The sequence below is a fragment of the Streptomyces sp. CB01635 genome, assembly GCF_002803065.1.
In the GTDB taxonomy this organism is placed as follows: Bacteria; Actinomycetota; Actinomycetes; order Streptomycetales; family Streptomycetaceae; genus Streptomyces.
On sequence record NZ_NNBL01000033.1, the window covers coordinates 1 to 12,934 of the forward strand.

Consider the following 12,934-nt stretch of genomic DNA (forward strand, 5'->3'; position numbering starts at 1 on the left):
CGACCTCGTCGACTACGGCGTCGTCGGCGACCTCTTCGACGTCGTCCCCCAGCTCACCGAGGAAATCAAGACCCGCAAGGGCTGAGCTTCTCCGGGCCGGGAACGGGGCCGCGTGGTGATCTTCACCGCGCGGCCCCGTTCGCGTACGAGGGACCATTGACGCAGGTGGCGAGCGCAGATAACTTCGCTATGCGGATTGTTGATTCCGTGAAGCGGAAACTCTGGAACATCGAGAGTGTGGAGGGTGCAGGAATGGGTCAGCAAGAGAAGGTGGCAACGAGCCTCGCCGGTGCGGTCAGCGAGGGCATCAGCGCTTCCCTCGCCCCCGTGGACGCGGAGCTGGAGCGCCGCTACCCCGGAGACCCCGGCACCCGGCAGCCCGTCCACACCGTGTACGTCCCCGGTGAGCAGTTCGACGCCGACACCATTCGCACTTGGGGCGACAAGGCCCTGGCGATGCTCGACGAACACGCCCCGGACGCCGCCTCCTTCGCCGCCGTTCTCGGTCTGGGCGACGACCTCGCCGAGGCGGTCCACACGCGCGTACGCGCCAAGCTGGAGCGCGAGCCGGTCGAGGACCTGCGCATCGACTTCGAGGACGGCTACAAGGGTGCCGACGAGGACCAGGACGCCGCCCGCGCGGCCCGGCTGGTCGCCGAGGCGTACAAGAACGGCACCGCCGCTCCGTACATGGGCATCCGTATGAAGTGCATGGAGGCGCCGGTACGCGACCGGGGCATCCGCACCCTCGACATCTTCCTGTCCGGCCTCATGGAGGCGGGCGGCCTCCCCGACGGGCTCGTCCTCACGCTCCCCAAGGTCACGTACCCGGAGCAGGTCACCGCCATGGTCCGGCTCCTGGAGGCGTTCGAGAAGGCGCACGGTCTCGAGGCGGGACGCCTGGGCTTCGAGATCCAGATCGAGACCAGCCAGTCCATCCTCGCCGCCGACGGCACCGCCGCCGTCGCCCGCATGATCGACGCCGCCGAGGGCCGCGCGACAGGACTGCACTACGGCACCTTCGACTACAGCGCCTGCCTCGGCGTCAGCGCCGCCTACCAGGCCAGCGACCACCCGGCCGCCGACTACGCGAAGGCCGTCATGCAGGTGGCCGCCGCCGGTACCGGTGTCCGCGTCTCGGACGGCTCCACCAACGTCCTGCCCGTCGGCACGACCGCGAAGGTCCACGACGCCTGGCGCCTGCACTACGGCCTCACCCGCCGCGCCCTGGCCCGGGCCTACTACCAGGGCTGGGACATGCACCCGGGCCACATCCCGACCCGCTACGCCGCGGTCTTCGCCTTCTACCGCGAGGGCTTCGAGTCGGCCGCCGCGCGCCTGGCCGCCTACGCCGGTCACCACGAGGGCGGCGACGTGGCGGACGAGCCGGCCACCGCCAAGGCGCTCGCCGGCTATCTGCTGCGCGGCCTGGACTGCGGCGCCCTCGACACGGGCGAGGTCACCCGCATCACGGGTCTCACGCTGGCCCGCCTCCAGGGATTCGCGGGCCCGCGCCGCGGTGACCTGACCGCGCAGGAACGGTGACGGTCGTCCCGGTCCCGTAACGCGTATCCGGTCCTGTCACCGCTGCCCCGTAGTCTGTACGCCACTTAAAGAGGCGTCACAGGGACGGGGCAACGGTGTCTTCGGGGGATCAGGAAGAGACGGGAGGCGGCCGCCTCCTCGCGGGGCGGTACCGCGTGCGGGGACAGCTCGGCCGGGGCGGCATGGGCGTCGTGTGGCGCGCAGTCGACGAGGTGCTCGGCCGTGAGGTCGCTCTCAAGGAACTGCGCACCTACTCGGACGCCGCCGGGTCCGAGCTGGCCGACCTCGGCGTGCGGATGCAGCGGGAGGCCCGCGCCGCCGCCCGCGTGCGCCACCCCGGAGTCGTCGCCGTGCACGACGTCACCGAGGTCGACGGCCGGCCCCTCATCGTCATGGAACTCGTCGACGGCCCGTCCCTCGACGACGTCCTGCGTGACCAGGGCCCGCTCGACCCGCGCGAGGCCGCCGCGATCGGCGCCAAGGTCATGGACGCCATCGAAGCGGCCCACCGCGCCGGGGTCCTGCACCGGGACGTGAAGCCGGGCAACATCCTCCTCGACCGCTCGGGCCGCGTCGTCCTCACGGACTTCGGCATCGCGACGATGGACGACCCGGGTGACGGCTCGGCGACCCACCTCACCCGAAGCGGCGAACTCGTCGGCTCCCTCGACTACTTGGCCCCCGAGCGCGCCCAGGGCCAGGACCCCGGTCCGGCATCCGACGTATGGGCCCTCGGCGCCACGCTGTACGCGGCCGTCGAAGGAGCTTCGCCCTTCCGGCGTACGTCCACGTGGTCGACGCTCAACGCGATCGTCGTCGAGCCGCTGCCCGAACCCCGGCGCGCCGGCCACCACCTCACCCCCGTACTCCAGCAACTGATGGCCAAGGATCCGCAGACGCGGCCCGATGCCGGTCGGGCCCGGGAGCTTCTCGAAGCGGTCGCCGCGGCACCGGCCGACGTCGCCACCGCAGCGCTCCGGCAGCCCGGACCGCGTCCGAGGGAAACGACGGTGCGCAGCGTGCCGGCCCTGCCGCCGCCCGGCTTCGGCCCGGCGCCCACCCCCGCGAACGCCCAGGCGTCTACCCCTGTGAACGCCCCGCCGCCCACCACTCTCAACGCCTCGCCCCCCGACGCGCCGCGCAAGCCCGGCCGTACGCGCGTGCTGCTCGCCGTCGCGGCCGTCATCGCCGTACTCGGGGCGGCCGGTGCGACCGTGGCCGCGCTCAACGGGTCCGACGACAAGGGGGACCGGGCCGCCTCATCGGGTGCGGCCACCACGGGCACGCCGGAAGCGGACCACAGTCGTGGCGCCCTGGACGGCACGAGGAAGCCCTCGGGTCAGGGCCACGAGAAGTCGCGGGAGCCGGACGACGGCAAGGTCTCGGAGAAGCCCGGCCCGAAGCCGTCCGCCGGCCGGCCCGTACCCTCCGCCTCCAGCCCGGCCGAGCCCCGCCCCACGAAGAGCGGCACCACGGGAGGAGGCGGCGGCGGGGCGAGCCCGGCACCCCCTCCGGCCTGCCACTCCGTCGGCGGCGGCAAGTACAACTGCACGGTGTGGCGCACATCCGACTCGTACACCGCGTCCGGCGACCGCGCGGGCGTCCTGAACGCGGGCATCAACTACTTCCACTGCCAGCAGAACCTGGGCCGCCGCGAGACGTACGGGCAGTGGACGAACGTCTGGTGGGCGAAGACGGACGACGACAGCGGCAACACGAACGTCTTCGTCAGCGACGTCTACCTCAAGGGCGGCGACAACAACGCGCCACTCCCCGGGCTCCCTGTCTGCTGACCGCCCGCCGAGCCGCCCGATGCCTCAACTGTCAGTCGGCCGGGGGCAGTTCGCCCGAGCCGCGCGTGATCAGCCGGGTCGGCAGCTCGATCCGCTCCGGCGCCACCGACAGCCCGTCGAGCTGCCGGAAAAGCCGCTCGGCGGCCGTGCGGCCCAGCTGTGCGGCGTCCTGCGCGACGACGGTCACGCCGGGGCGCAGCAGATCGCCCAGTTCGATGTCGTCGAAGCCGACCAGCGCCACCGGGCGCGTCACCTCCGAAAGGACGCGGACGACGGTGACCGTCACACGGTTGTTGCCCGCGAAGATCGCCGTGACCGGCTCGGGCCCCGCGAGCATTTCCTCCGCGGCGCGCCGCACCCGCTCCGGATCGGTCACACCGAGCGACATCCACGCGTCCTCGACGACTATCCCGGCGTCCTCCATCGCGGTCCGGTAGCCGCGCAGACGCTCGGCGGCGGTGTGGATGCGCGGCTGGTCACCGATGAAGCCGATACGGCGGTGGCCGTGCGCGATCAGATGCGCGACGCCGTCACGCGCGCCCCCGAAGCTGTCGGACAGGACCACGTCCGCGTCGATCTTCCCGGCGGGGCGGTCGACGAACACGGTGGCGACACCGGCTGCGATCTCGGGCTCGAGATAGCGGTGGTCGTCACCGGCCGGGATCACCACGAGCCCGTCCACCCGGCGTGCGCAGAGCGCGAGGACGAGTTCCTGCTCGCGCTCCGGGTCCTCGGCGCTCGACCCGTTGATGAGCAGCGCGCCATGGGCGCGGGCGACCTCCTCGACGGCGCGGCTCAGGGGCCCGTAGAACGGGTCGGCCAGGTCCTCGAGCACCAGGCCGATACTCGCGGTCCTGCCCTTGCGCAGGACGCGCGCGCTGTCGTTGCGGCGGAAGCCCAGGGCCTCGATGGCCTCCTGGACGCGGCGCTCGGTGTCGGGGGTGACCCCCGGCTCGCCGTTCACGACGCGGGACACCGTCTTGAGCCCCACCCCGGCGCGCGCCGCGACGTCCTTCATGGTCGGGCGGTTGCCGTAACGGCTGTCGGGGCGGCGGGCGGTGCGGTCCACGGTGGGCTGTCCTGTCCTGTCGTCGCTGCGGTTCCAGGGGGTTCATCATGCTGTATGGGGATGTGGCGTCGAGCATAGGCCCTGGACAACGTTGTCAGATGCGGGAGAGACTATCTACCGTATTCTCCGACCTGCCATTTCACCAGGGGACCTCACACTGATGCAGACCGACCTCGTCGCCGCGCTCGACATCGGCGGCACCAAGATCGCCGGGGCCCTGGTGGACGACCACGGCCGCATCCTGCTGCGCGCGCAGCGGCCGACTCCGGCCAAGGAGGACGGGGACACGGTGATGCGGGCCGTCGAGGACGTGCTGCGCGAGCTGACCGCCGCGCCGCTGTGGGTGCGGGCGCGGGCCGTGGGCATCGGGAGCGCGGGTCCGGTGGACGCCTCCACCGGCACGGTGAGCCCGGTCAACGTGCCGGGCTGGCGCGACTTCCCGCTCGTGGACCGGGTTCGCGCGGTCACCGGTGGTCTGCCCGTCGATCTGGTCGGCGACGGCGTGGCCATGACGGCCGCCGAGCACTGGCAGGGCGCGGCGCAAGGCCACGACAACGCGCTGTGCATGGTCGTCTCCACCGGCGTCGGCGGCGGCCTGATCCTCGGCGGCAAGCTGCACCCGGGACCCACAGGCAACGCGGGCCACATCGGCCACATCAGCGTGGATCTCGACGGGGACTCGTGCCCGTGCGGAGCGCGCGGCTGCGTCGAGCGGATCGCGAGCGGGCCGAACATCGCGCGCCGCGCGCTGGACGGCGGCTGGCGTCCCGGCGCGGACGGCGACGTGTCGGCCGCGGCGGTGGCGGCGGCCGCGCGCGCGGGCGACAAGGTGGCAATGGCCTCGTTCGAACGCGCCGCCCAGGCGCTGGCCGCGGGCATCGCCGCGACGGCCACCCTCGTGGAGATCGACATCGCGGTGATCGGCGGCGGAGTGGCGAAGGCGGGAGAAGTCCTCTTCGCGCCCCTGCGCCGCTCGCTGCGCGACTACGCGACGCTGTCGTTCGTGCAGCGCCTCACGGTGGCTCCGGCCCGCATGGGCACGGACGCGGGCCTCGTCGGAGCGGCAGCGGCTGCGCTCACGCGCGACCGGGACGTGTCGGCGCTCTGACGCGTCACCTGAGTTCGAAGGGGCGGCGTCGGGGCAGGCAACTCCGCCCCGGCGCCGCCCCCTGACGTGTCAGCAGGACAGCGTCGCGTCCCCCCAGTCCGCGTGGTCGGAGTCCACGCCGTCGCCGGCGTCGGTCACCACGAGGCGTACCGCCTGGGCCCCGCCCACGTCGGCCGACAGCTGCTCCGCAGCGTCCGCGTTGGTGAGGGTGCCGGTCGATGCCACCTTCTTGCCGTCGGCCCAGATCTCGAACGTCACGGTGCCCTTCGTGCCCTTCTCGTCGTCGACGCCCACACTCGCGGTGACGCGCTCGCACGAGCCGCCCGTGTAGTACTCGACGGCGCTGTCCGCGTGCACGCCGAGCCCCTTCCCGTACACGACGCCGCCGATGGTGATCGGATGCCCGTCTCCCGCGTCGCTCTCCCCGTTGCTGGTGTTGCGCTCGACGGGCCCGTACCCGTTCGTCGTGGACAGCCACGGCAGATCGCCGAGGGACGAGGCCCCGGCCGGCGGCGCGACCACCACGTGCGCGGTCAGCGGCAGTGCGCTCTGGGCGCGCACCCCGCCCGGCGAGCGGTACGTGGCCTTGAGGGACAGGTCGTACGCCCCCGTCGCGGTCCCCGCCGGCGCGGTCACGGTCCATGACGTGGTGAGCGCCTTGCCCGTCGGTACGGATCCGGCGCCGGTCGGCGAGGTCGGCCTGACGCTCCACCCTGCGGGCCCGTCCAGTGCGACGGACACCTGGCGTGCGGGCGTGCGGCCGAGGTCGGTGACCGACGTCGTGAGGCGGGCGGCCTTGCCCGCCTCGACGAACGGCGCGCCGCTCAGGCCGAGTTCGACGGCGGGCGGGTTCGCGGCCCACTTGCCGTCGGCGGCCACCCGTACCAGTACGGTCCCGTGCGCGGGAACGGTCGCCGAGATGGCCCCGGCCGTGTTGTAGCTCTTGTGCTGCCACAGATCGCGCAGCGTGTAGGCGCTCGCGTGCGGCAGTCCGGCCGCCGCGGCCGAGGTCGCGATCCGCTGTGCGTTGCCCGACTCGTTGAAGAGGGCGACGACGCGGCTGCCGTCCTTCATCTCCTTGGCGACGACCCAGCGCCCGCCCTCGGAGGAGAGCACCGTGCCCTGTTTGCCCAGTGGGTCCTGGTCGACCGCGATGACTTCGCGGTTGCTGAGGATGTCGAGGGTCTCGGCGGAGGCCTTGCGCAGGTCGGTGCCGATGAGCAGCGGTGAGGCCATGATCGACCACATCGAGAAGTGGGTGCGGTACTCGGTCGCGGTCATGCCGCCGTTGCCGACCTCGAGCATGTCGGGGTCGTTCCAGTGCCCGGGCCCCGCGTACTGCGCGAGCGGCAGATTCTGCTTCATCAGGGAGAGCATCGAGCCCCAGCTGTCACTGATGTCACCGGTGGTGCGCCACAGATGGCCGACGTCGGCGGCCCACTCCCACGGCTTGTTGGATCCCCATTCGCAGAGGCTGTAGACGATGGGCCGTCCCGTGGCCTTCAGGGCGTCACGCATCGTGCGGTAGCGCTGCTTGGCGTCGACGCCCTGGTTGTTGCAGTTGTCGTACTTGAGGTAGTCGACGCCCCAGTCGGCGAACTGCTGGGCGTCGCTGTACTCGTGACCGAGGCCGCCGGGGAAGCCGATGTCGCTGCACGTCTTGGTGCCCGCGCTCGTGTAGATGCCGAGCTTGAGGCCCTTGGAGTGGACGTAGTCGGCGACGGCCTTGATGCCGCCCGGGAAGCGCACCGGGTCCGGCACGAGCTTGCCGTTCGCGTCGCGCTGCGGCAGGGCCCAGCAGTCGTCGAGGTTGACGTACTGGTAGCCCGCGGCCTTGAGGCCCTTGTCCACGAAGATGTCGGCGATGCCTTTGACCATCGCCTCGTTGAACTCGGCGCGGCAGTGCGTGGAGTTCCAGTTGTTGAAGCCCATGGGAGGGGTCAGCGCGAGCCCGTCGTCGAGCGTGGGCGAGGCCTTCTGGACGCTTGCGCTGTGCGAGCCGGCCGCACCGGCTTTCGGCGGGTCGGCGACCGCGGCCGGCGCCGTGACGCCCGCGGCACACAGCAGCCCGGTGGCCAACGCTCCGACGACTCTTCGGCGGGTGGTGCGAGAGGTGCGGGTGGGAAGGTGACGCATCGTTACGTTCCTCCGTACTCGCGAAAGGTGGGGTGACGTCATGTTCGCGTCAGTGGCGCGCGTTTACGGTAGGCCGTGTTGGACTCTGTTGGAAGAGATGCGGTAACGGTTGCCCGATGTCCCGTCAGAACCCTTGACGATCTCGGGAGTTGAGAGTGGGATCCAACCCTCGCGTTCGGTTGTGTTGGGTTGCGGCCCCAGGAGGGGGACATGGCACAGTCATCGTTCTACGGTTCTGGCGCGCCCGGGAGCGCGACAGGACATCGGATGTCCCGTCGGGGTCTCCTGCGGGGCGCGGCGGTGGGCGCCGGTGCGCTCACGCTTCCGGCACTGCTCACGGCGTGCGGGGACGGCCCGGGCGGCGACAAGAAGACCGTCACCGTGGGGTCCAACTCATCGGACGCCGTGCCGAAGAAGGCGTTCGCGGCGGCCTTCACGGCGTACGAGAAGAAGTCCGGCAAGAAGGTCGACGTCAACACCACGGATCACAACGAGTTCCAGACGAACATCACGCGCTATCTCCAGGGCACCCCGGACGATGTCTTCATGTGGTTCGCCGGCTACCGCATGCAGTACTTCGCCGAGAAGGGCCTCCTGACGGACGTCGACGACGTCTGGAAGGGCTTCAAGGGCTTCTCGCAGGCGCTCAAGGACCAGTCCACGCACGACGGCAAGCAGTACTTCGTGCCGTACTACTACTATCCGTGGGCCGTGTTCCACCGGAAGAGCCTCTTCGAGAAGAAGGGCTACGAACAGCCCAAGAACTGGGACGACTTCATCGCCCTGGCGAAGCAGATGCACAAGGACGGCACCCCGGTCGCGTTCTGCGACAAGGACGGCTGGCCCGCGATGGGCACCTTCGACTACATCAACATGCGCCTGAACGGATACGACTTCCACAAGGGCCTCATGGCGGGTACGGAAGCCTGGACCGACACCAAGGTCAAGAAGGTGTTCGACCTCTGGCGCGAACTCATGCCGTACTACCAGAAGGGCGCGCTCGGCCGGACCTGGGAGGAAGCCGCTCAGGGCCTGCAGAAGCGCCAGACCGGCATGGCCGTCTTCGGAATGCCGCACCCGGGCCAGCAGTTCCCGGAGAACGAACGCGCGGACATCGACTTCTTCGCGTTCCCGGAGATCGACCCCCAGTACGGGCAGGACGCGGTAGAGGCTCCCATCGACGGGTTCCTGATCGCGAAGAAGGCCAAGAACGTCGACGCGGGCAAGGCGCTCCTCAAATACCTCGGTACTCCCGGGGCCGAGGACATCTATCTCGCGGGCGACCCGAACAATGTCGCCGTGAACGACGGCGCCGACACCTCCAAGTACACCCCGCTGCAGAAGAAGTCCGCCGAACTCGTCTCCGGTGCCAAGCAGATATCGCAGTTCATGGACCGTGACACCCGGCCCGACTTCGCGCAGACCGTGATGATCAAGGCGCTCCAGGACTTCATCGGAAATCCGAACGACGTCGACGGCCTCGTCAACCGGATCGAGCGGCAGAAGAAGGAAATCTTCTCGTCCGCCGTCAGCTGAGTAGTGGGGGAATGCGTTCCGTGGCGCTGAACACCGCGCGGCGCGCAGGGCGGCGGAGGTCGCGGCGGTTCACCCGCCGTGACCTCGTCGTTCTCGTCGTGCTCCTGGGAATACCCGTACTGCTCGACATCGTCATCATCTGGGGGCCCACGCTCGCCTCCATCGGCCTGTCCTTCACGTCGTGGGACGGCATCGGCGACATCCACTGGGTCGGCGGAAAGAACTACCAGAACCTCGTCGACAACTATCCGCCGTTCTGGCCGGCCGTGCGCCACAACCTCCTGTGGCTCGCCTTTCTCGGTCTGATCGCCACGCCCTTCGGCCTCTTCCTCGCCGTACTCATCGACCGGGGCGTGCGCTTCAGCCGCTTCTACCAGTCGACTCTCTACATGCCGGTCGTGCTCTCACTCGCCGTCGTCGGATTCATGGCGCAACTCGTCCTCGGCACCGACCAGGGCGTCGTCAACACCGTTCTCGACAACCACGAGAACCCGATCGACTGGCTGGGCGACTCGGACATCAACATCTGGATGATGATGCTGGCCGCGAGCTGGCGGCACACCGGATACGTGATGATCCTCTATCTCGCCGGCCTCAAATCCGTCGACCCGACACTGAAAGAAGCCGCAGCGATCGACGGCGCGAACGCCCGTCAGACCTTTTTCCGCGTCGTCTTCCCGACCCTGCGCCCTGTCAATGTCATCGTCGGCGTCATCACCGTCATCGAGTCGCTGCGCGCCTTCGACATCGTCTACGCCGTGAACAAGGGCCGCAACGGCCTGGAACTGCTGTCCGTCCTCATCACGGACAACGTCATCGGCGAGGCCAGCCGCATCGGCTTCGGCTCGGCCATCGCGGTCGTCCTCCTCACGGTCTCCCTGGGATTCATCGTGACGTTCCTGGTCCAAGAGCTGCGAGGTGCGCGCGACCGATGACCGCCGACATCCGTACGACCTCCCCCGCCGCCCGGGGCCGCTCCCTGGCCGGCGGCGACCGGCGCGGTGAACACCCGCGCCGGCGCGGCCGGTTCGGGGTGCACATCTTCCTCATGGCCGTCTCGCTGGCGTTCCTCGCACCCCTCCTGCTCGCGGTCTACGCCTCGTTGCGGCCCTACGAGGAGACGGCGCAGCACGGCTACTTCTCGCTGCCCGAGCACCTGTCCTTCGACTATTACCGTGAGGCCTTCAGCGACTCGGGGATGGGCGAGTACTTCAAGAACACCCTGATCATCGCCGTCCCGGCCGTCCTGATCACACTTTTTCTCGCCTCCTTCGTCGCCTTCGCGGTGTCGCGTATCAAGGTGCGCGGCGGAATTGTGCTCCTGATGTTCTTCACGGCGGGAAACCTGCTGCCACCCCAGGTTCTCGTCACCCCGCTGTATGTTCTCTTCCTGAAGATTCCGCTGCCGTGGTGGATGTCGGACTCGCTGACGATGTACGACTCGTACTGGGCCGTGATCATCGTCAACATCGGATTCCAGCTGGGATTCTGCGTCTTCGTCCTGGCGAACTTCATGCGGACGCTTCCCCAGGAAATCCTCGAGGCGGCGATCGTCGACGGCGCGGGACTGTGGACGCAGTTCTGGCGCATCACGCTGCCACTGTGCCGCCCGGCTCTCGCGGCGCTCGGCACGCTCGAATTCACCTGGGTGTACAACGACTTCCTCTGGGCCCTGATCTTCATCTCGAACCCCGACAAACTCCCGATCACGTCGTCCCTCAACAACCTCCGCGGCCAATTCTTCACGGACTACAACCTGCTGGCCGCCGGTTCGGTCCTCGTGGCGCTCCCCACGATCCTGGTGTTCCTGCTCCTGCAGAGGCACTTCATCGCGGGGCTCACGTTGGGGTCGAGCAAGGGGTAGCCGGGCGGGCCGCCCTAGTCCTGCCGTACCGCCGCCTCGACGGTCGGGGCCGGGGCGAAGAGCGGCAGCAGGCCCGTCACCTCCAGCAGGCGTAGCGTCCGCGGCTGGTTGCAGACCACCCTCAGGCGGCCGCCGCGGGACTCCACGCGGCGGCGGGTGCGCAGGAGGAGGGTGAGGCCCGAGCAGTCGAAGAACGTCGTGCGGGTCAGATCGATCACCACGGTGGCGGCCGGGCCCGCCGCCACCGTCTCGAGCAGGGCGACGGAGTCCTGGAGCGTCACGATGTCGACCTCGCCGCGCAGCGCGACGACGACACAGTCACCGGTCTCGTAGACCACGGGGGGCGCCGGGGGCGCGTCCGTGGCGCCGCGACGCTGTTCACCCTGTCGCATGGATCCCCCCGGCCGCGCGGACACATGTCAAGGGGGGAGCGCTCCCGTACACCTTCCGGAGTCAGCTCTGGGAGTGCGGCCGGCGGGCGGCCTGGCGCAGGGCCTTCGCCACGTCGTGCCGGTTCAGGCCCTGTTCCTGCGCGTACGCGGTGACCGCGGCCTCGACCTTGGCCGCCGCCTCGAACCAGGCATCCCGCTGCGCCTGACGCTCCGCGTCATCGAGGTGCTCCAGGGTGCGGCCCTTGTCATCGGCGTCGTGCTGCAAGCGAATCAACTCTTCGGGAAGGTCCACGGAGCGGATCCTAAGCGGCCCCCGCGGCTGGTTCGCGGACCTCGGTGACGTGCGCGAGGCGTACGCGAGGCGCGCCCCCATCAGGTGCTGGTTTCCGCCGCACGCTGTTGCGGGCAAGCCTCAGGGGGCCGACAGAGGAGGGGGAACCGTGATCGTCTGGATCAACGGTGCTTTCGGTGCGGGGAAGACCACCACCGCACGGGAACTGATCGAGCTGATCCCGAACAGCACGCTCTTCGACCCCGACGCGATCGGCGGGGAACTCGCCCAGCTGCTGCCCGCCAAGCAGCTGGCCGAGGTGACCGACATCCAGGACCTGCGCATCTGGCGGCGGCTCGTCGTCGACACCGCCGCCGCGCTGCTCGCCGAGGTGGGCGGTGTCCTCGTCGTCCCGGCGACGCTGCTCAGGCAGGAGTACCGCGACGAGATCTTCGGCGGTCTCGCCGCCCGCAGGATCCCCGTACGCCATGTGCTCCTCGCCCCAGCCGAAACGATCCTGCGCGAGCGAATAGCCCGGCGCGAGATACCGCCCGAGACACGCGACGGCGAGCTGCGCGTCCGCCAATGGTCCTACGACCACATCGAGGCGTACCGCACGGCGCTGGCCACCTGGCTCACCGCCGACGCCCACCCCGTCGACACCAGCGCGCTCAGCGCGTACGGAGCGGCCGAACGCATCGCCGAGGCCGTGCGCACCGGCGCCGTCGAGCCGTGCGACATCGTCCAGACGCCCGAGCCCACCGGTGAGACCGTCGCCGCGGGCGTACTCCTCTTCGACGAGGAGGACCGTGTGCTCCTCGTCGACCCCACGTACAAGGCCGGCTGGGAGTTCCCCGGCGGTGTCGTGGAACCCGGAGAGGCCCCCGCCAGGGCCGGTGTACGGGAGGTCGCCGAGGAGACCGGGATCCAGCTCCCCGTGCTGCCCGGCCTGCTCGTCGTGGACTGGGAGGCGCCCGCACCTCCCGCGTACGGCGGCCTGCGGCTGCTCTTCGACGGCGGGCGCCTCGACGGCGCCGAGGCCCACCGCATGATCCTTCCGGGACCGGAGCTGCGCGGCTGGCGGTTCGTCACCGAACAGGAGGCTGCCGGACTCATGCCTCCCGTCCGGTACGAGCGCCTGCGCTGGGCGCTGCGGGCCCGCGAGCGCGGCGCCGCCCTCTACCTGGAGGCGGGAGTGCCGGTGGGCTGACGCCGTACGG

At 70.1% G+C, this 12,934-nt stretch carries 11 protein-coding genes; 7 read left to right on the top strand and 4 right to left on the bottom strand.

Translation table 11 applies throughout. The features are described from left to right. Positions 1-252: 252 nt before the first annotated feature. Positions 253-1,545 (top strand): DUF6986 family protein, encoded by a 1,293-nt coding sequence (locus CG723_RS40195; protein ID WP_100598506.1) that lies wholly within the window; start codon positions 253-255, stop codon positions 1,543-1,545. A 95-nt stretch (positions 1,546-1,640) separates the two neighbouring features. Then, positions 1,641-3,338 carry a serine/threonine-protein kinase gene (locus CG723_RS40200; protein ID WP_100598507.1) on the top strand — a complete coding sequence of 566 codons (1,698 nt, stop codon included), beginning with the start codon at positions 1,641-1,643 and terminating at the stop codon, positions 3,336-3,338. A gap of 31 nt (positions 3,339-3,369) precedes the next feature. Here CG723_RS40200 and CG723_RS40205 read toward each other — a convergent pair whose 3' ends face one another. Beyond that, on the bottom strand, positions 3,370-4,407 hold the full coding sequence (locus CG723_RS40205; RefSeq protein WP_100598508.1) for a LacI family DNA-binding transcriptional regulator: 1,038 nt from the start codon (positions 4,405-4,407) through the stop codon (positions 3,370-3,372). 160 nt (positions 4,408-4,567) lie between these two features. Between CG723_RS40205 and CG723_RS40210 the strand changes: the two genes are divergently transcribed. Next, positions 4,568-5,515: an ROK family protein gene (locus CG723_RS40210; protein WP_100598509.1), complete on the top strand. Its 948-nt coding sequence runs from the start codon at positions 4,568-4,570 to the stop codon at positions 5,513-5,515. A 69-nt stretch (positions 5,516-5,584) separates the two neighbouring features. Here the strand turns inward: CG723_RS40210 and CG723_RS40215 are convergent, their stop codons facing one another. Further along, positions 5,585-7,651 carry an NPCBM/NEW2 domain-containing protein gene (locus tag CG723_RS40215; protein WP_100598510.1) on the bottom strand — a complete coding sequence of 689 codons (2,067 nt, stop codon included), beginning with the start codon at positions 7,649-7,651 and terminating at the stop codon, positions 5,585-5,587. 267 nt (positions 7,652-7,918) lie between these two features. Between CG723_RS40215 and CG723_RS40220 the strand changes: the two genes are divergently transcribed. Genes CG723_RS40220 through CG723_RS40230 form a run of 3 tightly spaced genes read left to right on the top strand, consistent with a single transcriptional unit; the run spans position 7,919 to position 11,051 of the window. After that, positions 7,919-9,187, top strand: a complete 1,269-nt coding sequence (locus CG723_RS40220) for an ABC transporter substrate-binding protein (protein WP_100598511.1) — start codon at positions 7,919-7,921, stop codon at positions 9,185-9,187. 11 nt (positions 9,188-9,198) lie between these two features. Then, entirely contained in the window at positions 9,199-10,122 is a 924-nt protein-coding gene (locus tag CG723_RS40225; RefSeq protein WP_100598512.1) for a carbohydrate ABC transporter permease, read from the top strand. Next, positions 10,119-11,051 (top strand): carbohydrate ABC transporter permease, encoded by a 933-nt coding sequence (locus CG723_RS40230; protein WP_100598513.1) that lies wholly within the window; start codon positions 10,119-10,121, stop codon positions 11,049-11,051. The genes CG723_RS40225 and CG723_RS40230 overlap by 4 nt, the downstream gene beginning before the upstream one ends. Before the next feature lie 14 nt (positions 11,052-11,065). Here the strand turns inward: CG723_RS40230 and CG723_RS40235 are convergent, their stop codons facing one another. Both CG723_RS40235 and CG723_RS40240 read right to left on the bottom strand, forming a co-directional pair. Further along, entirely contained in the window at positions 11,066-11,443 is a 378-nt protein-coding gene (locus CG723_RS40235; RefSeq protein ID WP_100598514.1) for an anti-sigma factor antagonist, read from the bottom strand. 61 nt (positions 11,444-11,504) lie between these two features. Continuing rightward, positions 11,505-11,735, bottom strand: a complete 231-nt coding sequence (locus tag CG723_RS40240; protein WP_100598576.1) for a hypothetical protein — start codon at positions 11,733-11,735, stop codon at positions 11,505-11,507. A 148-nt stretch (positions 11,736-11,883) separates the two neighbouring features. On the opposite strand from CG723_RS40240, the gene CG723_RS40245 reads away from it, so the two are divergent. After that, a complete protein-coding gene (locus CG723_RS40245) occupies positions 11,884-12,924 on the top strand; it encodes an NUDIX hydrolase (RefSeq protein ID WP_100598515.1) in 1,041 nt (346 codons plus the stop codon). Positions 12,925-12,934: the final 10 nt, after the last annotated feature.

Excerpts from the sequence above, each read along its gene's own strand:
- CG723_RS40195 (WP_100598506.1), top strand. The coding sequence starts at position 253 with ATGGGTCAGCAAGAGAAGGTGGCAACGAGCCTCGCCGGTGCGGTCAGC.
- CG723_RS40210 (WP_100598509.1), top strand. The coding sequence starts at position 4,568 with ATGCAGACCGACCTCGTCGCCGCGCTCGACATCGGCGGCACCAAGATC.
- CG723_RS40215 (WP_100598510.1), bottom strand. The coding sequence starts at position 7,651 with ATGCGTCACCTTCCCACCCGCACCTCTCGCACCACCCGCCGAAGAGTC.
- CG723_RS40220 (WP_100598511.1), top strand. The coding sequence starts at position 7,919 with ATGTCCCGTCGGGGTCTCCTGCGGGGCGCGGCGGTGGGCGCCGGTGCG.
- CG723_RS40225 (WP_100598512.1), top strand. The coding sequence starts at position 9,199 with ATGCGTTCCGTGGCGCTGAACACCGCGCGGCGCGCAGGGCGGCGGAGG.
- CG723_RS40230 (WP_100598513.1), top strand. The coding sequence starts at position 10,119 with ATGACCGCCGACATCCGTACGACCTCCCCCGCCGCCCGGGGCCGCTCC.
- CG723_RS40235 (WP_100598514.1), bottom strand. The coding sequence starts at position 11,443 with ATGCGACAGGGTGAACAGCGTCGCGGCGCCACGGACGCGCCCCCGGCG.